Below are 26,860 nucleotides of genomic sequence, written 5' to 3'. Positions count from 1 at the left end.
GTGACCCCGCCGCTTCAAAATCGCGCAAAGGGGGATTTTGCCCTGTGAAGATCACCGCCGTTTTGCAGGACTCCATGCCGGTCTTCGACATGCTGCCCGCCGTCTATCCCACCGACTTTCCCCAGGAAAAGGGCTCTTTCAAGCCCTTTATGCACACCCGCTTGGCCGCGGTTGCGGGGTCCGGCCTCTACGTCAACCACACCGTCTTTGAAAACCCTGACCTGATCCCCATCCAGAGAGACGAGGGGGACATCTTCCAAAACTGCTGCGCCTCCCTCTCCCTCAACCCCTTCCCCCAGTCCAGCCGCTACTACATCAACGTCACCTGCGACATCTACGGCGGGTTCCTCGCCACCCTCTGCGACGGGGCCGAGATCGTAGACGACCTGACCCGGGAGATTGGCGCCGACTTCACCCCCCTCACCCAGGGCGGCTACAACGAGATCGGGGTCTACTGGGGGTGCACCTTCCTCCTCTCCGAGCGGCTCTTCCAGCGCCTTTATGGCGCCCACCAGCTGAACGAGGAAACGGTGATGAAGGGGAACTTGTACATCTGCTGCCAAAACCCCCAAATGGCCCATTTCGGCGCTGTCTCCCCGGTGGAGGAGCGGGGAAACTCCTCGGTCTACCGCACCGACGGCTTCTGCGATATTGAATTTCTGCGCCTCTAGGGTGTATACTGAACCAAACGCCGCCAACACAACCGCCCCGGGGCACACAGCCACCGGGGCCAAAAGGGAGGACACATCTGTGAAAGGCCTGCTCAAACTGCTCATCGTCATCGCCCTGGCGGCTGTCGCCATCGGTCTGATCAACGACCGGGAAAACGACAGCTACCGCGACCTGTACCGCCACTACGTCAAGCTGGACCTGGACGGAGAGGACGAGCCCGAAACCGTCTGATCCCTCCCCACAAACAGACAGCCAGCCCCCGCTCCCTCCGAGCGGGGGCTTTTTCCCTGTCCAAAACCGGCTGTTTTTTCTCCGAAAATGACGAAGTGATGAAGTTTGTTTTGCGCCCCTCTAACGATTGCCCCCTCCCCCTTGTCGGCTGCTCCCCGCCCGGGTATGATAGAGGTGAACAGAAGACTTTGCCCGCTTTGGGGCCAACTCCGTAAAGGAGGGATTTTTATGGTGCTCGCCGCCCGCTCTGTCTCCGCCCTGTCTGTCCTGGGCTTTATCGGCCTGGCGGCTGTCCTCATCGCCCTGTTGAGTGTGATCTCCTTTCTCTTCTACCGAAAGAAAAAGTAGTCGCCGGCCAAATTTTCCAAAAAAGGGGAGCGCCCTCCAAGCGCTCCCCTTTCTATTTGTCGTCCTTCTCTCTTTGCTCCTTTGCCCTTTGCCCTTTGCCCCCTCCGGTCAAAGCGACCTGCCAAAGGCATAGGCCTCCTCCAGGTGACCGGTCCCCTCGATCTGCGGCGCCCCCTCGGTGGGGCCGCACCCGCCGGCCAGCACCATTCCCCGGTCGCGAAAGCCGATGTAGTTGACCAGGGCAAAGCGGTAGTAGGACACCGCCTGCTCAAACGTCCAAAAAAAGTTGTCCGCCGCCGTCATCAGCAGGGCGCACTCCTTGTCCGGGTACCGCTCATACCGGCCCAGGGGCGGGTTGTCGTCGGCCTTTGCAAGGGAGTAAAACCGCTCGATCAGGGCCTTGATGCGGGAGGACAGGGTCCAAAAGTAGAGGGGCGAGGCAAAGACAATCAGATCGGCCCCCTCTATTTTGGGGACGAGGTCGGCAAACCCGTCCCGGATCACGCAGGGGACCCCGCGTCGGCAGGCGTTGCAGCCGAGGCAGCCCTTCACCTCGGTCTGCAGCAGGGAGACCTGCTCCACCCGGTGTCCGGCCTCCTGGGCCCCCTGTGCAAAGGCGTCCACCAGCTGGGCGGTATTTCCGCCGGGCCGCCCGCCGCCGACAACGATCAAAATCCGCTTCACCTGCTCTCCCCCCTCATTTCCCGCCAATGATGTCACCCCTCTGCCAGCGCCCGGTCCAGCTCCGCCGCCGTCTGCCGGATCTGTTCCTGGTAGGCCAGCAGCCGGGCCTTGGCCGCGCCAAAATCCATGCTGCGCAGCTGGCGGCGGTGCATGACCAGCTCGCCGTCGACGATGGTGCTCTCCACATTGCCCGGATTGGCACTGTAAACGATGACCGAATAGGGGTCGTAGACCGGGTTCATGTTGACGCTGTCGGTCTCGAAGATGGCGATGTCCGCCTTCTTCCCCACCTCCAGAGAGCCGATCTCCCCCTCCATCCCCAGGGCGCGGGCCCCGCCGATGGTGGCCAGCTGCAAAATCTCCCGCGCGGGGAAGAGGGTGCGGTCGCCGTTAAAGAGCTTTTGAATCTTCCCCACCAGAGAGAGCTGGGTCACAATGTCGATGGTGTTTCCGCTCATGGCCCCGTCGGTCCCCAAAGAGACGGGGATCCCCCGGTCCAGCATCTGCCGGATTTTGGCCACCCCTTTGGCGGACTTGGCGTTGGATCCGGCGTTGTAGGAGACCTTGACCCCCCGGCGCTGGTAGATGTCCAGGTCGGCCTCGTCCATGAGGATGGAGTGGGCGGCCAGGAAGTGCTCGTCCAGAACGCCGATGGAGTCCAGGTAGGCCACCGGGCTCAAGCCGTAGCGCTCCAGACAGCCGGCCTGCTCATAGGCCATCTCCGCCACGTGCATGCTCATCAGCAGCCCCTCCCGCCGGGCCAGGTCGTGGGCGGCCACCAGGTGTTCGGTGTCGTTGGAATAGGGGGCGTGGCAGTTGATGGAGGGGGTGATGCGGGGGTGCCCCTTCCACTTCTCCACAAACCACTTGGTGTACGCCCACTCGCCATAGGGTTCCTTGGCGCTGGGGCTGGGCCCCTCTAAAATGGTCTCTGCCAGTACCGCGCGGATGCCGCAGGCCTCGGCCGCCTGGGCCACCTCGTCCTCAAAATAGTAGGCGTCATAGCAGGTGGTCACCCCGCCGAAGAGCAGTTCGGCAAAGGCATAGTCGGCCCCGGCGCGGACCATGGGGGCGTCCAGCGACTCATTTTCCAGCGGAAAGAGGTAGCGCTTGAGCCGGTCGGCCACGTCGTCCCCCAGGCTGCGAAAAAGGATCATGGGCAGGTGGTTGTGGGTGTTGATCATCCCCGGGATGACGATCTTCCCACTGCAGTCCAGCACCTGGTACCCCTCTTCGGAAAAGGGCGGCTCCCCCTCGCCCAGGGCGGCGATGCGATCGCCGCTGATTTGCAGGTATCCCCTCTGCACGGTTGTCAGCGCCTCGTCCATGGTGAGGATCAGGGCGTTTTTCAGCAGTAGATTGGCCACGGCAAATTCCCCCGTTTTTTGTAGACTCGCCCGGCGGGGCGCACCTGCCGCCGGGCTGCTTTTTTCCAGTATAGCACGGCGGAGCCCCGTTGCCTACCGCCCCCGTCGGAAAAGCTGCCGCTCCCGCCCCACAAAAAAGCGGAGCACTCCGTCCCCGCCAAAATCGCCCCCTATTTTTGCAGCAGGGCCTTTAGGTTGCCCACCTCTTTTTGTGCGATCTCGCCGCCGTCGGTCAGGTTTTGGTAGCGAAAGAGGATGAATCCCCCATAGGCCGATTTTTTGCGGGCGTCGGCCACCATCCGCGCCATGTCGTCGCCGTTTTGGGAGAAGCCGGTGGCCTCGTCCCCCATCCGGTAGGCCGCCAGCCCGATGTAGAGCTTGACCGACGGCTCTTTGCAGTAGCTGTTCCACTCGCTGATCTTCACATCGTAGCGGGCAGACGCCTGGGGATGGCTGTACCCCCAGTAAATCTGGGGGGCTATGTAGTCCACATACCCCGGCTGCGAGGCCCACTTCTTCACGTCAGCGTACATGGACCGGTAGCAGTTGTCCACATTCCCCTGGGGGCTGATGCCAAAGACCAGGGCGGGGTTCTCATCCTTCACCGCCCGGTAGACCCGCTGCACCAGGGCGTCCACATTGGCGCGGCGAAAATCGCCCAGGGAGAGCTGTCCGCCCCCGTCCCGGTAGCGCTGGTAGGCCGCCGCGTCAAAGCTGTCGTCGGCGTCGGAGGGGTAGAAGTAGTCGTCAAAGTGGATGCCGTCAACGGCGTAATTTTGCAAAATCTCCTCCACCCCGGAGACGATCAGGTCCTGCACCTGGGGAATGGCCGGGTTGTAGTAGAGCCCCTCGCCCACCTGTACCACCCAGTCGCCCCTGGTGGCGCCGTCGGCAAACCACTTGGCCCCGGGGTTCTCGGCGCAGGGGGCTGAATCGGCCGCCGAACTGATGCGGTAGGGGTTGATCCAGGCCTCGATCTTCAGCCCCTTCTGGTGGGATAACTCCACCATGATCTTAAGCGGGTCAAACCCCGGGTCCTGCCCCTGCTTCCCCGCCGCGTACTTGGAGTAGGGGAACAGCTTGGAGGGGTAGAGGGCGTCGCTGTATGGCCGCACCTGGACGATGACGGTGTTGAGCCCCATCTCCTTACAGTTTTGAAACTCTCTATTTATACTGTCTGTAAACTCCACCTCGTCTTTCCCGGTGAGAATATCCGCCAAATCCAGGTAGGAAAACCAGACGGCCCGGTACTCCCCATCCGGGGCCTCGCTGCCCTTCAGGGCGTTCCCGTCGCTGCTGCCGCTGGAAGAGCCCACGGGGGAGGGCAGCTCTCCCTCGCCCTTGCCCCCGCCCGAAAGGCGGGGAAGCAGCCAAAAGGCGCCCCCCAGTAGGGCAGCGGCCAGCAGCACCGCCAAAAAGCGGGTGCCGCCACCGCCCGCCTCTCTGCGCCGGCCGCCCCGGTATGGCCGGCGGTAAGAAGACCTCGCCACCACTTGCCACCCTCCCTTCTCTCTGCAGAGTAAAAAAGGGCCGCCCCGTCCCCAGGGGGGACTGGGCGGCCCGCTTGTCCCAGTATTGATTCTATGAGCTAGAGGGAGAAGATATAACTGCCGGCCATAACAGCCGCCACCGCGCCGTCGGCCGCCGCCGTCACCAGCTGGCGCACCAGCTTCTGGCGGGTGTCCCCCGCGGCAAAGACGCCGGGGATGTTGGTCTTGGTGTCCTCGCCGGCGGCGACAAAACCGCTCTCGTCCATCTCCACCGCCCCGCGAAAGAGCTCGTTTTGCGGGATCTGGCCCACAGCCACAAAGACCCCGTCCACCGCCAGCTCGCCCTCTTCGCCCGTCTTTTTGTTCTGCACCTTCAGGCCGGTGACCTGCTGGTCCCCCAGCACCTCCAGGGGGATGGTGTCATAGAGGATGCGGATGTTCTCCCGCGCCAGCACCGCCTTGACGTTGTGGGCGTCGCCCCGGAACTCATCCCGCCGGTGGATCAGGGTCACCTCTTGGCAGAGGTTGGCCAGGAAGAGGGCGTCTTCCAGCGCGGTGTTTCCCCCGCCCACCACCGCCGTCCTCTTGCCGCGGAAGAAACCGCCGTCGCAGGTGGCGCAGTAGGAGACCCCCCGGCCCTGAAATTTCTCTTCCCCGGGCACCTCGAGCTTGCGCTTGACCACCCCGTTGGCCAGGATGACCGCCTTGCACTCATAGCGGCCCTCGTCGGTCTCCACCACCTTCACCGGGCCGGAAAAGTCAAAGCCGGTGACCTTTTCATAGCGGATGTCCGCCCCGTGGGAGGTGGCCTGCTCGTAGAGGTTGCCGGCAAACTCCACCCCGGAGATGCTGAGGATGGCGGGGTAATTCTCCACCTCGCCGGTGTTGACGATCTGCCCGCCGTGGACATTCTGCTCCAGCACGATGGCGCTGTTGCCTCCCCGCGCGGCGTAGACGGCGGCGGTCATCCCCGCAGCGCCCGCGCCGATGATGACGATGTCGGTCTTGGTGGTCTCACCCATGCCCTTGTCCCCCTATAACAGTTTGTATATTATGCACAAATAAACACAATTCGTATTTTCTCATTGTCAGCCACCAGCGTTTGGAAGCCTTTTATTTCAGTGTATCCAAATTTTCAAAAGAATGCAAGGGGAAAGGGCATTCCATCGTCTCCCCTCCAAAGCCGGCACTACAACAATCTAGATGCCGCTTCCTCCAGCCGTCTGCTCTCCCCCTCTCCGATCCATATCTTCCCCCCTGCCCGCCGGATCAGCCCCTCTTTCTCCACTGCGTCGAGCTGCCGGTAGAGGGTGCGCAGATTCATCGCCAACTCTTCCGCCAAGGCCCGCTTGCTCTTTCGAAAGACAAAGGGAAGGGGCTGTCCCCGGCTGTACCGGTAGAGGCAGAGCAGCACGTTCTCCCGGTTGGTGTACTGGGCCAACTCGTTGACCCGGTTGATGCTGCCCCCGGCAAAGGCAGCTAAAAAGCGGAGAATCTTTCGCGTCAACTCCCGGTCAGAGAGTACCGCCTCCAAAAACAATTCCCCCGGAAAGGCGAGGTACCAGCATTCCTCCAACGCCGAAACGGTGGCCAGCACCGCCGGCTGTCCCCCCAGGTACTCCAACAACCCCAGCAGGATGGCCTCCTCGTGGACCGCGTAGGAGAGGTTGTCCCCCTCCGCGCTGTACCGGCTGACCGCGCACCGCCCGCAGAGGAAAAGTACCACCTGGTCTGCTGGGTCGCCGTTTAACAGCAGCACCTCTCCCCTCTTGGCCCGCCGCAAAAAGGCGGTCTGCCCACAGAGGGGCGCCAGTTCCCGCCGGACCGAGCCCTCTGTGTGCTGGTGCGCCATCCCCTCTGTCACAATGGCGGCGACCCGACGCTCCTCCCCCTCGCTGTACTTCCCGGCCATCTCCACAAAACCTCCTCAAATAGTGACAACTGTCATTGTTTTTAGTATACACCCGGCGCTACAATAAGGCCATAGACAAACTGCGAAGGGGCGCCCTCCCCGCCAAATCGGACCGCCCCCGCCATAAGGAGGATACCGCCGTGGAAGAAAACGCCAAGTACAGACAGTTTCAAGAGGCCGTCCTGCGGGTGGTCAGTGACCCCCACCTGACCCACGAGCAGGCCATGATGCAGCTCTCCCGCCTGGCCGAGAGCTATACCGAGGGCTTTCCCATGCCCGAGGGCTTTTTAGAGCTGCAGGACGAACTGAACGAGATGAGCGCCATGGGGGAGGGCTTTGTCCCCTATGTGCCCCGCTACATCCTCCCCGACTACGACAAGCTGATGAGGGAGGGCTGCCAGTTCCTCCGCCTCGATCCCCCCACCAACCTGCGGGAGGCCATCAACACCCTGGAAATCTTCTATCACCACGTCCCCTCCACCACCCACTTCCCCGTCTTTATCGGCAAGCTGGATCGCCTGCTGGACCCCTTCATCGAGGACGAGGCAGAGGCCAAAGTCCTGATCAAGGACTTCATGCGCTTTATCGACCGCACCATCTCCGATTCCTTCTGCCACGGCGATCTGGGCCCTGAGGCCACCACCGCCGGCCGCCTCATCCTGGAGGCGGAGCGGGAACTGCAGGACTCCACCCCCAACATCACCCTCCTCTACGACCCCGACAAGACGCCGGACGACTTCGCCTGTCTCTGCGTGCAGACGGCGCTGGACTGCGCCAAACCCTCCTTCGCCAACCACAAAATGTTCTCCGCCGACCTGGGCGAAAACGAGTACGGCATCGCCAGCTGCTACAACGGGCTGCTGCTGGGCGGCGGCTCCTACACCCTGGCCCGGCTGCTGCTCAACAACATCGCCTTCCACTCCGAGGACAAGGAGGACTTCTTCCAGAACCGGCTGCCCCGGGCCATCGACGTGCAGTGCGCCATCATGGACGCCAAGATCGACTTTTTGGTCAATAAGTCCGCTTTCTTCCGCTCCAACTTCCTGGTCACCGAGGGCTTTGTCCACCCCGACCGCTTCACCGGCATGTTCGGGATGGTGGGGATGTGCGAGTGCGTCAACGACCTGCTGAAAAAGGAGGGGGTGGAGGGCCGCTACGGCCACGACGAGGTGGCCAACGCCCTGGGCGACGAGATCATGGCCTTCATCGACGGGCGGGTCAAGGCCCACCACAACCCCTACTGCCCCCAGACCGGCGGCCACTTCCTCCTGCACGCCCAGGTGGGGGTGGACAGCGACAGCCAGTGCTCCCCCGGCGTGCGCATCGCCGTCGGCGACGAGCCCGCGCTCTACGACCACCTGCGCCACTGCGGCCGCTACGAGAAGTACTTTGTCTCCGGCGCCGGCGACATCTTCCCCTTCGAGTCCACCGCGGCCCGCAATCCCGAAAGTGTGCTGGACGTCATCAAGGGCGGATTTGCCGCGGGGATGCGATACTTCTCCACCTACTCCAGCGACAGCGACGTCATCCGCATCACCGGCTACCTGGTCAAGCGGAGCGACATGGAGAAGTACGACAGCGGCAAGGCTGTACAGCACGACACGGTGGCCCTGGGCGCCAACTCCATGCGGTTGCGCCACTTTGACAACCGAAAGCTGAGGAGCTTATGTTAAGAGCGCCCGTCAACAAGATCATCCCCCAGAGCAGTGTGGACGGTCCCGGCAACCGGACGGCCGTCTTCTTTCAGGGGTGCAACTTCAGCTGCCACTACTGCCACAACCCAGAGACCATCCGCCTCTGCCAAAATTGCGGGGCCTGCGTGGCAGACTGCCCGGTGGGCGCCCTGCAACAGGATGAAAAGGGGACCGTCTGCTGGGACCCCGCCCTCTGCGTCGGCTGCGACACCTGTATCAAGGTCTGCCCCCACCTCTCCTCCCCCAAGGTGCGGCTGCTCTCAGTGGAGGAGGTGCTGGCCGAGGTGGAAAAGGGGATGCCCTTTATTCGGGGGATCACCGTCTCCGGCGGGGAGTGCACCCTCTACCGCGATTTTGTCATCTCTCTCTTCGGGCAGGTCCACGCCCTGGGGCTGACTGCCCTTCTGGACTCCAATGGAAGCCGCGACTTCTCCGCCGACCCTGAACTGCTGGAGGCCTGCGACGGGGTGATGCTGGACATCAAGTGCTTTGACAGCGCCATCCATCAAAAACTCACCGGCCAGCCCAGCGAACAGGTGCGAGAAAACGCCGTCTTTTTGGCAAAAAGGGGGAAACTCACCGAAATCCGCACGGTGATCATCCCCGATTACCTCCCCAACGAGGGGACGGTGCGGGGCTACTGCGAACTGTTGGCCCCCCATCTGTCCACAGGGCCCATCCGCTACAAGCTGATCCGCTTTCGCCCCTTCGGGGTGCGGGAGCCCTACAACCAGCTGGAGACCCCGTCAGAAGCGTATATGGAACAGCTGGCGGAGATCGCGAAGGGATATGGGTTTGGGGATGTCGTAACGGTATAAGGCAACAGGCACAAGACCGCGCCAATGTATGTTTGGCGCGGTCTTGTATTCTTGTCGGTGGCTATTGATCCGTAATTGTGCTACAATAAAAAACGTCAAATTGATATTGGAGGAAAAAATATGGACTCTATGACAAAACGGCGAGTAGTTTTGTGGCCTTATTTACTTATCCTTTTATTGGCGTCGTTTGCCCTTTGTCTCGCTGCTCCTTTTTCATGGACAGACAAAATGCCTCTTTCTGACTCAACTATTTTTCTCTATATTGGAAAATCTATGAACAGCGGTCTGACTCTTTATCAAAGCCTATTTGACCACAAGGGGCCCCTTCTCTTTCTGATTAACGCGGTGGGGCTCCGGATCGGGGGAGAATTTGGCGTTTGGCTTTTAGGTGTGGCCTCAATTTTCATTTCTTTTTGGTTTTCTTTTAAGACATGTCTGTTGTTCGCAAAAAGAATTCCTTCTCTTTTGGCCGTTCTCTCTCTCATCCCTGCTCTCATCAATTGTTTTGAGGGGGGAAATTATTCTGAAGAATATGCTCTTCCCTTTATCTCCATTTCCCTTTTTATTTTCACAAAGTATTTTCTAGACTCCGCTGCAATTAAAAAAGCAGAAATCGTTATAACTGGTTTCTGTTTAGGTGCTGTATTTCTTTTGCGAGCCAATATGATTGCCCTGTGGATTTGTTTTTGCATTTCTATCTTCTTACAACTTTGCTTTAAGAAGGAGGGGAAACGACTTCTCTCATTTGTCCTCCTCTTTCTCTCCGGCTTTCTTTTATGTCTTCTTCCCTTCACTGTGTATTTCCTTTTTAAAGGGTGTCTAAGCGATGCAATCTACCAATCTTTGACCTTTAACTTTCTATATAGCGGAGAAAAAGGTGCCCGTCTTCTCTCAATGGCCAAATGGGTATACAGCTTTTTAGCTGATAACTATCTCCTGCTTGTTCTGCTGGCCTATCTGGGTATCCTCTTCTTTGGAAAATCAGACAGCAATCGTCCTGTTCTTCTTCATCTGACGAATGGAGCGTTTATTTTCCTTACTCTTGTGTTGGTCTGTATTTCGAGGCGGATGTATCTTCACTATTTTTTGGTGTTTATCCCGTGTGCTGTTATTCCCTCCTGCTATGTCTTTCAGGGTCTCTGGCAGTTACTCAGCCAGATAAATAGGAAAAACGCTGCCATTTATAGCACTATTTTTCTTGGCGTTCTGCTCTGCTCCCTTCATTTTAGAACTGCCTATAATTATGTTTCCACCTGCCGTCAAATGCATCGGGCTAGCCAAGACGACGAATACAAAGTTATCTCTCGCCTCATTCAAGAAAACTCTCAAGAGGGCGATACCATTTACACCCACCGGCTCAATGGTGTTCTGTATTTAACCTCTTCCCGCGAAAGTGCCACCAAATACTTCTCTTTACCCGCTGCTGACTTGAACTATTTCCCCAAAATTGAAACGGAATTCATAGACGATTTGGAGAAAAACCAGCCTATTTTTATAGCTGTCAGAAAAGACGCCCTAAACTTACACGCGACAACAGACCAAAAGATGCTTGCCATTATTGATTCCTCATACCATTTATATTATTCCACTGACAACATCGACCTGTATCAGTTAACTCCACAGGTCTAAAAGGTATTTTTTAATGAGTACAGAGAAGGAGTATGTCAATATGTTTCAAACTGCTGTTATCCCGTCTTTTGGCCTCTTTAGCCCCGCTCAAAAAGAGCGGTTAAAAACGGCCCACCCCCGCCAGGAAGTTCGCTTCTTTGATCATCTGCCCACTCCCGCCGAACTCGCCGGGTTTGATTGTATCATCGGCAATCCCCCGGTTTCCCTCATAAAAGAACTCCCCGATCTCAAGTTGTTGCAGCTCTGCTCGGCCGGTGTGGACGCCTATGTCAACGATCCCGACTACCCCCGCCAGGTAATTCTGGCCAACGCCAGCGGCGCCTACGGCGAAATCATCGCCGAATTCACCATTGGCATGCACCTCTACCTGCTCAAACAGCTCGGCCAGTACCGGGATGCCATGGCAGAGGGCAGATGGGAGATGCTCGGCCAGGTGAGCCAGCTGTCTGGAAGTACGGTGGTCTGCCTGGGCACCGGCGATCTGGGTGCCAGCTACGCCAAAAAAGCCCAGCTGCTGGGCGCCCATACCATCGGCGTCAAGCGCACCCCCGCCGCCGGTCTGCCCGGTTTTGACCGGGTGGCAATGATGGATCAGTTGGAGGAACTTCTGCCCCAGGCCGACGCCCTGGTCCTCTCCCTGCCCGACACCCCTGAAACGCGCCAAATCCTCAACGACCATACCCTCTCTCGATGCAAAGACGGCGTTTTGATCATTAACATCGGGCGTGGAACCGCCGTCGACACCGAGGCCCTCTGCCGGGCGCTGGACTCCGGCAAAGTCGGCGCCGCCGGACTGGATGTCACCGACCCGGAACCCCTGCCCAAAGAGCACCGCCTCTGGAAATACCCCAACGTGCTGATCACCCCCCACGTCACCGGCGGCTCCTGCAACGCCGTCAGTAGGGAGCGAATTGTAGAGATCGCCAACCGCAACATCTCTTCTTTCATCGAGACAGGAGCCATCCCCCACGCGATCGATATTGACCGGAAGTACTAAAGCCGTTTGCCCACCGTGAACGGTCGAAAAAGGAGCAAGCCGTCAAAGCAATTCCGTATAGGCTCTTGCCTTTCGTAGAGCGATTTGTTATAATAATTGGGCTGTGAGGTAATCACAGCCCAATTGAATAGGGAGCGGTATCGAAGTGGTCATAACGGGACTGACTCGAAATCAGTTGAGCCGCAAGGCTCCGTGGGTTCGAATCCCACCCGCTCCGCCAGGGGAAAAAGCTTTGTCATATGATAAAGCTTTTCTTTTTTGTCAATCCCTGCGCCGAATAGGTCTAGGATCTAACAGCATTTTTAGCAGTTTCCCAAGAGAGACTTCCTTAATCCCTAAACTACCTATGTGGATTTTACTCAGTCAGCCCAATCGCCTAACATGTTAGGTTCTATGACTGTATCTTCCTCAATATCTAGTCTTGCCACTTTTCCAAGTATCGACTGCATTTTATCCGGAGAAATACCCGTACCTGGTCTTTTGTATGTTAACAGATTCTCAGTAATGATAGTCCCTTTGGGGATTCTGCATGAACTAACCAAAGAGCGACGTGCATTTGCTCTCGCCATGCTTTCTGAACTTAAGCAACACAGTTCTTCACTACCCCTTATTTCTTCAATAAACTCAATGCCTTCCAAAAGGCGTTTTGCATCACTTGGATCCATACCATGATAATGGTCGTTGCCAACTAGCGATTTGTCAAGGGTAAAATGTTTTTCAATTATCACTGCACCCAAATTGTATGCTGTTTTACATACGTCCATATCAGGCGTTGGTTTTGTATGATCAGAGTATCCAACAATTATATCAGGAAACTCTTTTTTTAGTGAAAGTATTTTATTTAAATTAGCATCCACAAATGGGGTAGGGTACTGCAAAACACAATGAAGCAAAACGAGTGGTTGGCTATTATAATGACGTATTGTTTCAACTGCTTCGACTATTTCATCCAAATTAGATGCTCCAGTTGACAAAAGGATTGGCTTATTTTTTTTTGCTTGATACGCTAAGAACGGTTTATTATTTAAATCTGACGAAGATATTTTATAAACATGCATTAAATCATACAAATAGTCTGCTGATTCTATATCAAACGGAGTAGACAAAAACTCTATGCCTACTTGACTACAGAAATGAGATAGTTCTTTATATTCGTCATAGCCGAAAAAGTCAAACTTTTTAAAAAGCTCATATTGTGATTTTGTCTGCTCTTCTTTTAAGTCCCAATAAGCCGGCGAATTCTTAGACGCTAGTGTATCAGCTTTATAAGACTGAAACTTAACCGCATGAATACCAGCATTTTTTGCCTCTGCAACCATAAGCTTTGCTGCATCTATAAGCGATAGATTTAATTTTTCAGCTATATCGTAATAGTTGACACCTATCTCCGCAATCAAACTAAACTGTCCCTTTTTTGCACGGCTTATTATATTGCTATTCATCGTCTTTTCCCCCTTCAAAGATAATTCTTAAAGTGCGCTGGAGCCCCTTTTTTAAGTCTAACCTTAGCATCTGATTCCGTATTTGGGCTCGTATTTGTTTACTGTTAATTAGCCATTTAAGTGTTTCAACTATTGTTCCCTTTTCAACCTCCTCTCCTAATCCCAAGTTTAAAAATCCATTTTTCAAATAACCAAACTCATGATTTTGTTCGCGTTCATTCTGGGCTAACAAAATCGTCGGCACTGCCATAGACGCTAATTCTAACATGGTTCTTCCCTGCGAACATATTGCAATATCAGCTTTTTTCATATAGTCCGTCATATAGGACACATTGCTTACTATATCCACGTTGGGTGGTATACAATCGCTTTTCAAACTTAAATGGTTATTCTCAGAATATCCCATACCTAAGATAAAAGTAAAGTGGACGTTGGACGAAACTTGTGGAACACATTCCAATACTTTTGCCGTTAAATTACTAGGATCTGTTCCACCAAAAGAAACGAGTATTTCTTTTACCTCATCACGAAACTCTGACGGTTCTGAAAGCAGAAACTCATCTTTGATACAGTAGTATTCACTGCCCCAAAAGTAGTTTTTATAAGAGTTTTGTTTTTCATATAGATCATTTATAACTGCATCTGCGTACCTTCCACCCTCACCCAAATCCTCAAAATTAACAACTCTTACATTTCTTTTTTTACACTGCTTTATATATTCCTCTGTAGTATTTAGCATATCGTTTATCAAAATATCGCAATGCAGATCTTCCAATAAATGGTACATCTCTTGATCAGTTTCTATGACCGAATACGGGAAATGGCTTTCTTCTATTTTTGCAATACCAATATCAGATTTGCTGCTAAGAACATAGTGAACATTGTGGTCGATCAAATTGTACCCTAAAAGAAGTCCCCGTTGAATATGCCCTGTGCCAATTTCTTTATATCCCTCAATTCTTATTATAATATTTTTCTTTAGCAGTTCTTTTTCGGCAATCCACCAATCATGGGGAGTATCAATATCTACTGATTCATTTTCTGGAATGGGGTAAACAGATACCCGCGTACCAAATCGAGAATTTTCTTTGACACAGTCTCTTCGGGATATAAAGAATGCTCCCGTTTCTCTTAAATGCAATGGCAAATACTGCCGATTCAGTCTTTTCGCATATAGAGGAACAACTATTGAATTTTTCTCGCCCCATGCTAAATGCGGGTCATTCACTCCACTTAACACTGTATCAAAATTATTTGAAAAGAAATAATCTAAGGCATTGTCAAAAGTAGCTACACTCAATAGTGGGGAAGTGGGTTGCATCGTAATAACCACATCATATTGTTCTTTCAGAATTTTTTCTTTTTCTTGAACTGCATGATATACAACTGGGTCCAGAGTCACTTCATCTGTTGCAAGGTGAGCTGGCCTAGGCATCACTTCTGCACCATAACGGGAAGAAATCCTACCAATTTCATCATCATCAGTCGATACCACTACATCAACAGAGTATTTGCTTCTTTTGGCTGTAAGTATAGAGTATGCTATTAGAGGCGTTCCTGCCATTAATCTTATATTTTTTTTGGGAATTCCTTTTGACCCTCCTCTAGCCGGAATTACAACAAGTATTCTTTTTAACATTTCCTAAATCCCCCATACAGCTTTTAGATCGATGCCAATAACAAATCTCTTTGAGAATGCGTCAGTTCGCTTGAATGAATACACGCATTTACAGCCTTTGGAATAGCATTTATTTGCCCTTTTGCTTTTTTTAAAATGCAGCAATTGACCTGTAAAATATCTCGTATCTCAAGAGGAGACTTTATCTCTTTACTTCCCCAAAACTGCTCACATAGCAAAGTTTGTTTATCCTTATTGATCTCTCTTCCAAAGGCGTTCATAAATAATTGCAAGTTATTTTGATACACAACATTACCAGTATCTAGTTCTGTATCATGTAGACTTAACTCAACATCATTCTCAATAAGATAGACATCTTTTCCCAAAAAAAATCCATATCCAACAAATGTACCCAAATCATTTCCAATAACAGTATCAGCCAACAAAAGCAATGTTTTTAGCCGCGAAATAAAATTGGGGTCTCCACGAAATCCAGCACTTACAACCTTGGCCCCAGCTTTCTGAAATAAGCTATATAAATCGTATTTTAAGTCAGCCCAGTACGCCAAAACCATTATGGTATCGTAATAAGGCGAGCATCTCTGCATAACAGTATCTACAAACTTTTCCATATCATAGCTCTGCTCAGCCATTTCATGCGTGTGCGCTGGTACAATTAAAAGTGTTTTTCCATTCTTCCGTTTAAGTTCACTGATTTCTTCCTCTGAGTAAGCACTCTGGGCATAGTAAATATATGGGCCTATATAAAATGACGGTATCCCTTTGTTTAAATCGCGCCATTTATCATGTAAATATCTCCCTTGAAAAACCCGTGGATAGCTTGGTTTTTTTACCATCTCCCAAAAGTCAACACCGTGCTCCATGATTGGGAAATAGCGTATATCTTCATCACTTAATTTTGCGTACTCTGCTATGGCATGTAAATGACCATAGAGCAAGCTTTCACCAAACGCCCTTTTTATCGAAAAAATAAATTTTTTGTTTGTATATAGTCTCTCCATTTCCTTCATGGCAATTTCAAAGGAGGGATAGTCACCAATACTATCTACTTGAGAAATAAAAGAAATAAATTCTGCAACTTTTTGGTTTTCCTTTTTTAACAGTTTATCTCTAAAAAAGTCACTTAGAAAATAATTGGAATCGATGACGTTCATAGCTGTTTTTTCCTTTGCTGCAATTCATTTAAACACAGTCGATAAGAATACCCTAAAGCTATCCAAAAAGCAATGGATTGAAGTGCATTAGAAAATATTACGGCATCTGTAAACATAGTCGTTATCCCTATTACAACAGATATAGACAGCAGTGGCCATATTGCTTTAATCAACTCAGGCGATCTTCTATTTGTCCAAAGTCCAGTCAAAATAGTTTTTAGGATGGGTATAATCGACAGCAAAAAAAGAGCCAACCCTATAACTCCAGTACAAACTAGTAAGGAAAAAAAATCGTTTTCTAATGTCGGGTAACTGTTTTGAATTCTCCAAGAATCATCATAGTTCTTCACGATAACACTATACTTTCGCATCGAGGTGCCAAATAACGGATAATCTTTAAACACTTTTAAAGAAACTTTCCAATTATAAACTCTTCCATTCCCCAACTCGCCATTTCCGTAATCTTTTCGCTCTAAATCGAAGGGCTTCCCTTCAGATGGAACACTCGTCGGCTCTTTTTTCTCTATTGGAGCACCTGCACTATCTGGTATTTCAATTTTAGCAGTACTTGATGATTGCAAATTTTGACTACATGATACATCATGATCTTGCTGCTTACTCACATTTGCTCCTGCTGCCAGAGAATTCATAATATCAACCGTTAAAGATTTTGTTATGTCAATACAAAACAGCACTAAAACTGCCGAGACTACACAGAGAAGACCATTTATAACTCTCTTCTTTATTGCATTCCCAAAAACTATGCCATACCCAAAGTACATAACCAAGCAGGCAACCAGCGCCACCTTGCCTGTATTGGATCCAGAATAAACTATATATAAAAACTGACAAATCACATTGAAAATTAAATATGCAGATTTTTTTCGACTACAAGCACCCCAACGCAATAAATAGAGAGCTATTGTCAAAGAAACCGAGGAGTATACCGCTCCGTAATTAGGACTTCTATATAACCCAAATAGTCTATTGGCATAGAATCCCCAAGTATAGGTATCAGACCCACCGGTATTTGTAAAAACAAAAATCAACGAGCCCGCAGCAAAAACAAAGGACAGTCCAAGAAATATGTTAAATATTTTGCAGCTCTCAGCTATTTCTTCTGTTTTATCTCCTGTTGGGAATGCCACAAAAAGAAATATAGTAATAAAAAACCATATAGCATCCCGAATATTGCTAAAAAAGGCAATGTCTCTATTAAGCACAATAGTAATACAATACGATGCAAAAAAAGCTATAAACATTTTCCAGTATTTAAACTGAAGTAGCATTTTTTTACCAATCATATCTTTAATAATAATAGCGAGGCCCCAACCAATAAGGAATATCGTCAAAAACTTGACTATCAGACTACTATTTAAACAATTATTAGCCTTACAAAAGAACACAATTACACAAGTAATCTTAAAATTAGTTGCAGAAAGGAGCTTCTTAAATATCCTTTCAACAACTTTCTTATTACCCATCAAAATCCTCACCAACCGTAAACTTGGGAGTCCATTCTCCCGCACTGTTCTTCTGAAATAAATCTTTATTGACATATTGGTCAGCAATATCCCAAAATTGGTCTTCTGATATCCCCAGGTAGTTGCAGGCATTCAAAATATACCGTCTTGCGCACAAACCATCATACTCTTTTACATACCAAACTGCATCTTCGCGAGTAAGGCGACCTTCCCGAATATCATAGCAAGCATCATCAGTGGCACACCCAAAACCAAACTTGAGATATTTGAGCATTTGATTGACAATCTGCAAATCGCTATCGAGTGCCGCGTACCTTCTATATCTTCCTATATCGTGTAAATCTTCGCTCGTTCTTCCCAAAAGCCCTCTTGCAATCGAAAAATCTGCATTGTAGACCTGTGACCACTCTTTTGTATAGTACTGTAAAAAAATTGCTTTTATATCTTTGCTTATTAAACTTTCAATAGAGGGAAAGTCGTACAATGAAACATGCTCCAGCTTAATTTCTTCATCGATCCAATCGGACGCATGGCATCCCTTTAAAGTGTTGATTTGGACGATTGAATAGGCATCATCTGTCGCCTCTTGCTGAAGGACTGTTCCTAGAGTAATCGCTGCATTTTCTCCCTGGATAATAAGCGGAATATTAAATTTATCGGCAATGATATAGGCAGAGGCCCACAAAGCATACTCGGATGCTTTCAAAATATTTCCGTACTCCACGAATCCTTTTAGCGCCAGTTTTTTTGCAATCTTTGGGTTGGCAGTCAAATGAATTACATCAAAACCCATTCCAGCCAAATTTTCCATATTCTTTCGCCCAACTTCTGTTATATTGTCAGGTACGCAGTTGACAAGCAAACAGTTAAGGCCCAGTTTTTCTTTAGCATAGACAGCTTGAAAAGTTGAATCTTTGCCGCCACTAACCCCAATTACACAATCATAGGCAACCTTTCGTTCTCTGGCTTTGCGTTTGGCCTCTTCCGCTATCTCGTGCAATTCCCGCTCTCTGGCCGCCCAATCTATTTTCTTTTTTTGTTCCTCATATTTACACGCATAACAAATTTGGTTCTCGTCAAATAGCACCCCTGGTCTTGTATCAGGTTGAAGACATTTCTTGCAGTATCGCATTTTGCTAGCCATTACTTATTTTCCTCCCAGTTATCTAGTAATTTTTTGTCCACATGCGTTGTAAAAAGAATCCGCCGTTCTTTTATTCATCACTCCATTCATGCCAATGCAGCCTTAAACTTATATGCTTTGCAGGTACTTTCGCAACAATTTGATAAGGGCCTAATCTTTTGTAACTATAGTTTCATCTCTAATCGCTGCGCTCTCATCAACTGTGGCACCCGATAATTATAATAATCACACACCCTATTCGAACATCATTTCCAATCACTTTTAATCCATTATCGCTAAATAAATCCCATGCTGCTTTCTTGCAAACAGTGTGATTGTAGTCAAATATCGATAATCATATAGCACCATCCTAGCTACATCCTATGAAATGAGCAGCACCTTTCAGCTCCAACACCCCTTATTTTGCTATTCTAATACTTTTTACACAAACTATACAAAGCAATAGTGTTTGTAAAATGCACGGTGTCCAGCCATAAAGCACTTTAACTCATTCAACATGGTTTCATAATCAGCCGATACATAATTAATATCTTTGCGCTCACTCAAACAGCAAAAAGAATTACAAGGTCGATTATCTGACAGCAGATTAACCTCATCCATTCCAAACGTTACTTTTATCTGGTTTAAAAGTTGAAACTTAGAGGAAAACTCGGGGGCAGCTAAATTATAGCGGCCACTCCAGCCCTTTTTCATAGCCGCATCGCAAAACTTTGCGAACTCCAGTGAACTCACACCAGAAAACCCCGCGTTTGTATATCCGTGTATATCGCCTTTGCTCATAAGGAACCAGTTAAATAACCCCTTCCCTTCCGCATTCATATCAGGGCCAAAAAAGTCGGAACGAACAGTAAGACTACTGCTACTTGAAAGCTCTCCCAGCATCTTTGTTTTGGCATAAAAGAGGGGGTTAGCAGGTAAAGAATACTCGGTAAAAGACCCATTACACCCATCAAATATTCCAAATGTGCTAACATGTATCACTCTTGTCCCAATATGTGCACAAACTTCTTCCAACCAATGCGGAAAATAACTGTTAATCCAAATTGCATTAGCTTGGTTCAACTCACTATCTTTTACTAGCAAAGCGATACAATTTATAATATAGTCAAACTTTTCCGTCTCCAAAAGCAATTTTAACCTGTCTACATCGCGCACATCCATTACTCTACTATCTGGAAAAGCTCGTCTAGGGTAGGACAAATTTACTGTAGAGTAATCTTGTGCTCTATCCTTAAGGAACAATGTAACAAGATGCCCCAACATACCCCCAGAGCCTAGAATCAAAACACGTTTCAACTTTATTCCTCCAACTATCTTAAAAAAGAGACTTTTGTTTCACAATTTTTAGCAATAATAAAATCCCTATTAAAGCTGCAATAGACCAGCGGATAAGCCACATGTCTTTGCAGAGATAAAATATAGCTGTGCAGCACAAAACTGGGGCCAATCCCCCCAAATAATACTTAAATGTATAATTATAAGAGCCAGAATACTTATTCAGTGACAAATGATGGAACAAAAAGAGCAACCCATATGAAGTCAGGGACGCGAGAGCAGCCCCTATCATCCCCAAGGTGGGAATCATAATGAGATTCAACAGAATATTACAAAGTGTTGCAGCAACTGTACTGACTGCAATGGAAACCGTATTGCCCTTTACTATCTTATAATTTACAGCAAAAGAGTAAAGAAAAATAAAGTAAACGTTTAAATAAAGTATCGGTATAACATCAATACTGCTCCAAAAACCACTGCCGCCCATTATTTTTACGAACTCCGGGATAATTAAATAAAAACCACAATATAAGGATGTAAACAAAAACATATATCGGTTGCTTCTCTTTTCAATTACATCAAACTGCTGGTTTTTTAACAAATCATAGTAGTATGGAGACCACGCATTGTTCAACGCCGCCCATAAAATAGAGCCTCCACCTGTTATCGTATGTGCAAATCCATATAAGCCAGCCAACGAGACTCCGTTTTCTAACATCATCTGCATCATAATTTTGTCGCTTTGCCCAAGAACAATTTGTGAAGTAGAATGAAAAATTATTGGCAAACATATCGGCAAAGCCATTTTCCAAACATCGATACGAACGATTTTTTTGCCCTTCCTAAGCAAAATAAGCAACGCTAACAAACCTGCTAAAAAATACGGAATTGCAAAGCCAATGATTTGACATAAATATTTCTGTTCTGGACGTGCAATAAACTGGAGCAAAAACAGGGTCGATAAACAGGTGGCAAAAGAGACAACTATTGTAAAGGCAAACTGTCTTAATGTTTTTTGGTACTGTATATAGTATGAAACGATAAATTTGACAAGGGTTAGCCCAAACCCATGAATCACCAACATTGCTAAAACAATGGGTTCCAATCCTATTGTCTTTGAGATAAATGAGGAAAACAGCAACGCTACGCACCCAAAAAGTACGAATGAGACCGTCGAAAGCCCTGCAAGCGAACTAATATAAGACGGTTGCTCTTCTTCAGGGATAGACATTTTTATTCGCGGGATGACGATTTCCGTACTTAAACCAATAATCGAATATATAAAATTCACCCACGTATTGTAAATAGTAATAATGCCATAATCATAGGAGCCCAAAGCTCGTGTTAAAATGGGAGTCAGCAAAAAACTAATGCCTTGATAAGCAAGTGTTCCTATAATATTGAGAATGGTTATTCTATTGATTTTCTTGTCAGAGACTGTATTTGTCGATTGCATCACAGTATAATTATTTCCTCATCTCATCTTCTACCTGTCAGAGTTGGCGCAGTTCTTCTTGTATATACGGGATCTCTAACAGCTTGGATTTGATTTCTTCCACAGAAAGCAATTTAGTATTGTGGGAAGTATATGGCTCAACAGTTTCTAGCTTTGTATCTCCTTGCTCAATATACTTCTCGTAATTAAGGCTTCGTGCATCCATTGGAACTCTGTAGTAATCCCCCATGTCACATGCTCGAATCTTTTCTTCAGTCGTTAACAGAGTCTCATATAGTTTTTCTCCATGCCTCGTTCCAATAAATTTAATTGGATTTTTGGCATGAAACAGTTCTAATAACGCCGTTGCGAGGTCTCCTACTGTACTTGCTGGAGATTTCTGTATAAACATATCCGCCGGCTTCGCATTCTCAAACGCAAAAAGAACCAACTCCACTGCCTCGTCGAGACTCATCAAAAAGCGCGTCATCTTAGGGTCAGTAATGGTAAGCGGCAAATTTCCCTTAATCTGCTCAACAAAAAGCGGTATTACACTTCCTCTAGAACACATTACATTTCCATATCTCGTGCAGGATATGACAGTATTTCCCCCGCCTACTGCTCTACCTTTAGCGACAATCACCTTCTCCATCATTGCCTTGGAAATTCCCATTGCATTAATTGGATACGCCGCCTTATCAGTAGATAGACAAACTACATTCTTCACGCCCTCTTGGATTGCCGTTGTCAAAACATTTTCAGTTCCTAAAACATTTGTTTTTACAGCCTCCAAAGGATAAAACTCACAACTCGGCACCTGTTTTAAAGCTGCCGCGTGAAAAATATAGTCTACCCCATAAATTGCATTTCGCAAACTCTGGACATCCCTCACATCGCCAATATGAAATTGAATTTTATCGCTTTTATACTTCTTCCGCATGTCATCTTGTTTTTTTTCATCCCTAGAAAAAATACGTATTTCTCCAATATCAGTTTTCAAAAACCGATCGAGTACCGCATTTCCAAAGCTACCCGTTCCTCCGGTAATAAGAAGTTTTTTGCCTGTAAAAATACTCATTTTAGTAAGCCCCCTATTTCCATATTTTTTACTTTCTTAAAAAGCAGCAGTAAACCCATTTTCTAAACGAACTAGGCATCAATACAACAAGACCATTCGCTGCAAGTAAATAAGCATATTCAAATATGGACAAAAAGCCCTGGTCTTTCATCCATCTTTTAAAGCATTTCATGTTTTCAAAGTATTTTTTTCCTCCTCTACGTCTGTATAAGTCATCGCCAGCTCTCATTAAATAAAGTGGCTCCTGTATATTATCTATGACATATCCTTTTTTTATCATTTTCATCCAAAGCTGATAGTCCTCATATTGAGAAAAGTTCTCATATCCCCCTACTTCAAGCACCGCACTCTTTTTATAAATTACCGTTGCATGGTTAAGAGGACACCGATATTTTGCAAAATGTGCAAGGCCTTGACTCTTTGTAGGCAGAATCCTGTTGGACAGAATGCAGGAGGGATCATCATTCCCAAACTCTGCAATTCCAACACTAATAACAGCAGTGTCGGGGTTTTTAGCCATCCACTTTAATTGTTTTTCACAGCGCGTTTCCAAAGAAATATCATCACTATCCATTCGAGCCACCAATTCATTTTTACACATTGCAAGGCCATCATTTAAGACAGCTGCCCAATTGTCTCTCTTTGGAAAGCGAAAAACGTTAAAAACACCTGGGTGCATTTTTACATATTTTTCAATGATCATATCTAAATCTGTGGTCAATTCCCCATCGCAAACAATGACAAAATCATCGGTTACAATTGTCTGCTTTAGCATACTTTGTATCGCAACATCTAAATTAGAAGCTTTTTCCCCTTTATACACCGTCATTAGAACCGAGTAACTCACAATATTCCCCCACTTTTATATTTTAATCATAGTACTACACCCAGCTATTTTTTTCAATAGTCGCCGAGCTTTTCGCCAGCTGCCAACTGTAGGAACACCATACATATTGGACAATTAAAACAACGGCAATAAAGAAAGCAGCCCTCACGTCTAAAACCGAGCTACTATACCTAACCAGACCGAGAGAAGGCCACATCGTTCATGAGCAAAGCACAACGAAAGGCGTGGCATACCGTCAATCTCTGATAAAATATGCCGAGAAGTATAGCAAAAGCCGCGCCTGCATGAAATACAATAAATATAGCTCTTATACCTTACTTCTAGAAAGCGCAGTGAGATATAATGGTGAAGATTCTGGCGTATCGGTCCTACAGACCGCTGACAAGCAGTTCACTTACTCTTTCGTTGGCTTCCTAAAATATCCGGCCAAATGATACAAATGCCAGGGAATTACTATGGAATGCCTCCAGACCGACTACTGTTTCGAGGTTACCAACCATTTCTTTACTCCAAAAAAGATGTGTCTGCTTTGTTCAAAACCACCGCCGCTAAGTTCGGTATCCGCCTCAAGCTCATCCGTCCCTATACTCCGCGTCACAACAGCAAGATTGGCACAGTCACCGCAAGGGCCAAAGGCGTTTCTACGACTCCCACCGCTTCTCTTCCCTCAACGGCTTTGCTGCTCAGCTCACTGTGCACCAAATGTGCTCAATAGACCGATGATGTCTCTTTCCTGGCTCTCCCCCCGTAAATCTCTTGCTTCCCTTTCTGTCCAACTTGTTTGGCAATCCTTCACCGGCCGTATTTCTCTTTCCTTTTCCATTGGGAATTCTGCCTTTTTCTCCTTGCTTTTCAAATGATCGGGCCCTGCTCCTTGCTTTTTGTTCCAACCACTTCTATAATAAAGGCAGCAAACGGGGAGCTCACCGCAGTGGGCTGAGAGGGCGCTGGCGCGGCGCCGACCCTAAACCTGATTTGGACAATGCCAACGCAGGGAATACGCCGCAGCCCAGATGGGGCGGGTCCTGCTTGGCCCGCTCCATCTCTATTTTACCCGGAAAGGAAGTCTTTCTCTTGCAATCGTCCCACTCCCACATCCGCAAATTGGCCCTGGCCGGGCTGTTGGTGGCTGTCGCCGTCGTCTGCTCTCCCCTCTCCATCCCGGTGGGGGCCTCCAAGTGCTTTCCCGTGCAGCACCTGGTCAACATCCTCGCCGGCGTTTTTCTCGGTCCCTGGTACGGGGCCGGCATGGCCTTTTGCACCAGCCTGGTGCGGGTAATGCTGGGCACCGGCAGCCTTCTCGCCTTTCCCGGCAGCATGTGCGGCGCCCTGCTCTGCGGCCTGCTCTACCGAGCCGGTCAAAAGCTCTCCCTGGCCTATTTGGGCGAACTGGTCGGCACCGGCCTATTGGGTGCGCTGGCCGCCTATCCAATGGCCACCCTCGTCATGGCCAAGGAAACGGCCCTGTTTGCCTACGTCCTCCCCTTTGGCATCTCCAGTCTGGGGGGGACCGTCATTGCCGTTTTGCTCATCGGCGCTCTACAGCGCGCGGGGGTGCTCGCCCGGCTGCAAAAGGGCGTAGAGGGCTAAAGGCCCCGCAAACCCATTTTCTCTCTTTGCCTGTACCCGTCGCAAAAGCGGGGGGCCGGACGGACTTTTCCATCCGGCCCCCCGCTTTTCTATTTCAAAAAGGCTTCCCTTTTTCCCCTCCAAACACCCCCCTCCCCCTCCGCTCATAACCTGGTGGTGTGCGCCGACTGCGCACCTCACCTTACACCAAATGGGAGGGATCAACCGTGTTTGACCGCCCTTTTCGCAAATGGGCTGTCGCCCTGCTCGCCGCCCTGCTCTGTCTGGGCTGCGCGCTGCCCGCCTTTGCCCTGGACCCGGCCCCCGGCCGGGAATACCGCGGCATTGACGTGAGCGAGTGGCAGGGAGACATCGACTTTTCCGCCGTCCGCGCCGCCGGCGTCGAGATGGTCTATATCCGCGCCGGGGTGGGGGGCGACTACCAGGACCCCCTCTACCGGCAAAACTACCGCCGCGCCAAGGACGCGGGGCTGCTGGTGGGGCTCTACCACTACGTGACCGCCCGCACCGCCGACCAGGCCCGGCAGGAGGCCCGCTTCTTCGCCTCGCTGGCGGGCGGCACCCAGCCGGACTGCCTGCTGGCCATGGACTTTGAGGCCTTTGGCTCCTTGAGCCGGGGGGAGATCGGCGACGTCGGCCTGGCCTTTCTAGAGGAACTGGAGGCGGTCACCGGCAACCCCTGCGCCATCTATGCCGACGCCTCCAACGCCCGAGACGTCTTCGACAGCCGCTTCTCCTCCTACCCCCTGTGGGTCGCCGCGTACGGGGTCGACCAGCCCAGCGCCGGAAATGCCTGGTCCAGCTGGGCCGGTTGGCAGTACGCCGACGACGGCCAGCTGCCCGGCATCTCCGGCCGGGTGGACCTGGACCGCTTCACCCAGGCCCTGCTGCGCAGCGACAGCGACCCTCTGCCCCCCGTCGCCGCCCCTGCGCCGGTGTCCGCCGGCGGCAGCTATACCGTGCAGCGGGGAGATACCCTCTGGTCCATCGCCCGTCGCTTCGGCACCACTGTGGGGAGGCTGGCCTCCCTCAACGGCATCCAAAACCCCAGCCTCATCTATCCCGGGCAGGTGCTGCGCCTGCCCGGCCATGCCGGCAGCGGCACCGTCGGCGCCTCCGGCGGGCCCATCACCTACACCGTGCGGCGAGGGGACACCCTTTGGGCCATCGCCCGCCGCTTTGGCACCACCGTCTCGGCCCTTGCCGCTGAAAACGGCATCCAAAATCCCAGTCTCATCTACCCCGGGCAGGTTCTTCGGGTAGGGGCCGCCTCCTCCGGTGCGGCGGTCGACCGCTCCTCTGTGTCCGCCGCCACCTATACTGTGCGGCGGGGGGACACCCTCTGGTCCATCGCCACCCGCTTTGACACCACCGTCTCATCGATCGCCGCCGAAAACGGCATTCAAAACCCCAGCCTCATCTACCCCGGGCAGGTGCTGCAAATCTCCGCCGGCCAGGCGAGCGCCGCCAGCAGCGGGGCCATCACCTACACCGTGCAGCGGGGGGACACCCTCTGGTCCATCGCCACCCGCTTCGGCACCACCGTCAACCGCCTCGCGGGAATCAACGAACTGCAAAACCCCCGCCTCATCTACCCCGGACAGGTGCTCAAACTCAACTGACCCGGCGGCAAAGACAGGCCGTCAGGGGGGCGGGCCCTCGCCCCCCTACATACCCCACCGCCCCCCAAAAAATAGCGCAAAAACAGCCAGAGCCCTGAGCCGCCCTCACAAAAAGCGGTTCAAGGCTCCGGCCCTCAAATCACCAGATCACTAGTCGTTGTTGTTCTGACGCTGGTTCTGCTGATTCTGCTGGTTCTGCTGCTGCTTTTTCTGCTGCTGGTTCTGCTGGTTCTGGCGCTGCTGTCTCTGCTGCTGGTTCTGCTGATTCTGCTCGTACATGAATTGACCCCCCTTTCCGTTCAAAAGTA

Annotated in this window: 23 protein-coding genes and 1 tRNA gene; 9 read left to right on the top strand and 15 right to left on the bottom strand. The window is 50.3% G+C overall.

Going from position 1 to position 26,860, the window contains the following annotated elements:
* Positions 1-44: 44 nt before the first annotated feature.
* Positions 45-671, top strand: a complete 627-nt coding sequence (locus tag HJY11_RS05665) for a hypothetical protein (protein ID WP_208075014.1) — start codon at positions 45-47, stop codon at positions 669-671.
* A 79-nt stretch (positions 672-750) separates the two neighbouring features.
* Positions 751-903: a hypothetical protein gene (locus HJY11_RS05660; RefSeq protein WP_154668936.1), complete on the top strand. Its 153-nt coding sequence runs from the start codon at positions 751-753 to the stop codon at positions 901-903.
* 456 nt (positions 904-1,359) lie between these two features.
* Here HJY11_RS05660 and HJY11_RS05655 read toward each other — a convergent pair whose 3' ends face one another.
* The 5 genes from HJY11_RS05655 to HJY11_RS05635 form a co-directional block, all read right to left on the bottom strand.
* Entirely contained in the window at positions 1,360-1,935 is a 576-nt protein-coding gene (locus tag HJY11_RS05655; protein WP_208075013.1) for a flavodoxin family protein, read from the bottom strand.
* A 32-nt stretch (positions 1,936-1,967) separates the two neighbouring features.
* Positions 1,968-3,302: an amidohydrolase gene (locus HJY11_RS05650; RefSeq protein WP_208075012.1), complete on the bottom strand. Its 1,335-nt coding sequence runs from the start codon at positions 3,300-3,302 to the stop codon at positions 1,968-1,970.
* A 170-nt stretch (positions 3,303-3,472) separates the two neighbouring features.
* Entirely contained in the window at positions 3,473-4,792 is a 1,320-nt protein-coding gene (locus HJY11_RS05645; RefSeq protein ID WP_208075011.1) for a glycoside hydrolase family 10 protein, read from the bottom strand.
* Between the two features lie 98 nt (positions 4,793-4,890).
* Entirely contained in the window at positions 4,891-5,814 is a 924-nt protein-coding gene (trxB, locus tag HJY11_RS05640; protein ID WP_208075010.1) for a thioredoxin-disulfide reductase, read from the bottom strand.
* 167 nt (positions 5,815-5,981) lie between these two features.
* Positions 5,982-6,704 (bottom strand): Crp/Fnr family transcriptional regulator, encoded by a 723-nt coding sequence (locus HJY11_RS05635; RefSeq protein WP_208075009.1) that lies wholly within the window; start codon positions 6,702-6,704, stop codon positions 5,982-5,984.
* A 140-nt stretch (positions 6,705-6,844) separates the two neighbouring features.
* On the opposite strand from HJY11_RS05635, the gene HJY11_RS05630 reads away from it, so the two are divergent.
* The 5 genes from HJY11_RS05630 (at position 6,845) to HJY11_RS05610 (ending at position 12,062) form a co-directional block, all read left to right on the top strand.
* Positions 6,845-8,377 (top strand): YjjI family glycine radical enzyme, encoded by a 1,533-nt coding sequence (locus HJY11_RS05630; RefSeq protein WP_208075008.1) that lies wholly within the window; start codon positions 6,845-6,847, stop codon positions 8,375-8,377.
* Positions 8,371-9,216 carry a YjjW family glycine radical enzyme activase gene (locus HJY11_RS05625; RefSeq protein ID WP_208075007.1) on the top strand — a complete coding sequence of 282 codons (846 nt, stop codon included), beginning with the start codon at positions 8,371-8,373 and terminating at the stop codon, positions 9,214-9,216. The genes HJY11_RS05630 and HJY11_RS05625 overlap by 7 nt, the downstream gene beginning before the upstream one ends.
* Positions 9,217-9,336: 120 nt before the next feature.
* The gene (locus tag HJY11_RS05620) at positions 9,337-10,845 is read left to right on the top strand and encodes a hypothetical protein (protein ID WP_208075006.1); all 1,509 of its coding nucleotides are present in this window, start codon (positions 9,337-9,339) and stop codon (positions 10,843-10,845) included.
* 40 nt (positions 10,846-10,885) lie between these two features.
* Positions 10,886-11,842: a D-2-hydroxyacid dehydrogenase gene (locus HJY11_RS05615; RefSeq protein ID WP_208075005.1), complete on the top strand. Its 957-nt coding sequence runs from the start codon at positions 10,886-10,888 to the stop codon at positions 11,840-11,842.
* Between the two features lie 131 nt (positions 11,843-11,973).
* Positions 11,974-12,062 (top strand) — tRNA-Ser (locus tag HJY11_RS05610).
* A gap of 139 nt (positions 12,063-12,201) precedes the next feature.
* Here HJY11_RS05610 and HJY11_RS05605 read toward each other — a convergent pair.
* The 9 genes from HJY11_RS05605 to HJY11_RS05565 form a co-directional block, all read right to left on the bottom strand.
* Positions 12,202-13,284 carry an N-acetylneuraminate synthase family protein gene (locus HJY11_RS05605; RefSeq protein WP_208075004.1) on the bottom strand — a complete coding sequence of 361 codons (1,083 nt, stop codon included), beginning with the start codon at positions 13,282-13,284 and terminating at the stop codon, positions 12,202-12,204.
* On the bottom strand, positions 13,277-14,923 hold the full coding sequence (locus HJY11_RS05600; protein WP_208075003.1) for a cytidylyltransferase domain-containing protein: 1,647 nt from the start codon (positions 14,921-14,923) through the stop codon (positions 13,277-13,279). Before HJY11_RS05600 ends, HJY11_RS05605 begins: the two co-directional genes overlap by 8 nt.
* A 23-nt stretch (positions 14,924-14,946) precedes the next feature.
* The gene (locus HJY11_RS05595; RefSeq protein ID WP_208075002.1) at positions 14,947-16,077 is read right to left on the bottom strand and encodes a hypothetical protein; all 1,131 of its coding nucleotides are present in this window, start codon (positions 16,075-16,077) and stop codon (positions 14,947-14,949) included.
* Positions 16,074-17,561, bottom strand: coding sequence for an O-antigen ligase family protein (locus HJY11_RS05590; RefSeq protein ID WP_208075001.1), 1,488 nt, complete (start codon positions 17,559-17,561; stop codon positions 16,074-16,076). Before HJY11_RS05590 ends, HJY11_RS05595 begins: the two co-directional genes overlap by 4 nt.
* Positions 17,554-18,705: an N-acetyl sugar amidotransferase gene (locus HJY11_RS05585; protein WP_243764210.1), complete on the bottom strand. Its 1,152-nt coding sequence runs from the start codon at positions 18,703-18,705 to the stop codon at positions 17,554-17,556. The genes HJY11_RS05590 and HJY11_RS05585 overlap by 8 nt, the downstream gene beginning before the upstream one ends.
* A gap of 429 nt (positions 18,706-19,134) precedes the next feature.
* Positions 19,135-20,001 carry a sugar nucleotide-binding protein gene (locus HJY11_RS05580; protein WP_208075000.1) on the bottom strand — a complete coding sequence of 289 codons (867 nt, stop codon included), beginning with the start codon at positions 19,999-20,001 and terminating at the stop codon, positions 19,135-19,137.
* A gap of 19 nt (positions 20,002-20,020) precedes the next feature.
* Positions 20,021-21,436: a lipopolysaccharide biosynthesis protein gene (locus HJY11_RS05575; RefSeq protein ID WP_243764258.1), complete on the bottom strand. Its 1,416-nt coding sequence runs from the start codon at positions 21,434-21,436 to the stop codon at positions 20,021-20,023.
* A gap of 37 nt (positions 21,437-21,473) precedes the next feature.
* Positions 21,474-22,487, bottom strand: coding sequence for a polysaccharide biosynthesis protein (locus HJY11_RS05570; protein ID WP_208075115.1), 1,014 nt, complete (start codon positions 22,485-22,487; stop codon positions 21,474-21,476).
* A 34-nt stretch (positions 22,488-22,521) separates the two neighbouring features.
* Positions 22,522-23,340: a glycosyltransferase gene (locus HJY11_RS05565; protein WP_208074998.1), complete on the bottom strand. Its 819-nt coding sequence runs from the start codon at positions 23,338-23,340 to the stop codon at positions 22,522-22,524.
* Positions 23,341-24,414: 1,074 nt separating this feature from the next.
* Between HJY11_RS05565 and thiW the strand changes: the two genes are divergently transcribed.
* Both thiW and HJY11_RS05555 read left to right on the top strand, forming a co-directional pair.
* On the top strand, positions 24,415-24,930 hold the full coding sequence (gene thiW, locus HJY11_RS05560) for an energy coupling factor transporter S component ThiW (RefSeq protein ID WP_208074997.1): 516 nt from the start codon (positions 24,415-24,417) through the stop codon (positions 24,928-24,930).
* A 206-nt stretch (positions 24,931-25,136) separates the two neighbouring features.
* Entirely contained in the window at positions 25,137-26,552 is a 1,416-nt protein-coding gene (locus HJY11_RS05555) for a LysM peptidoglycan-binding domain-containing protein (protein ID WP_208074996.1), read from the top strand.
* A 150-nt stretch (positions 26,553-26,702) separates the two neighbouring features.
* On the opposite strand, the gene HJY11_RS15450 is transcribed toward HJY11_RS05555, so the two are convergent.
* The gene (locus HJY11_RS15450; protein WP_279571033.1) at positions 26,703-26,831 is read right to left on the bottom strand and encodes a hypothetical protein; all 129 of its coding nucleotides are present in this window, start codon (positions 26,829-26,831) and stop codon (positions 26,703-26,705) included.
* Positions 26,832-26,860 lie beyond the last annotated feature (29 nt).

Origin of the sequence: Bittarella massiliensis (ex Durand et al. 2017) (genome assembly GCF_017566145.1) — a bacterium.
GTDB classification, from domain to species: Bacteria; Bacillota; Clostridia; order Oscillospirales; family Ruminococcaceae; genus Bittarella; species Bittarella massiliensis_A.
Note: the sequence above shows the minus strand (reverse complement) of the source record. Positions and strands in the feature narration are given on the sequence as shown.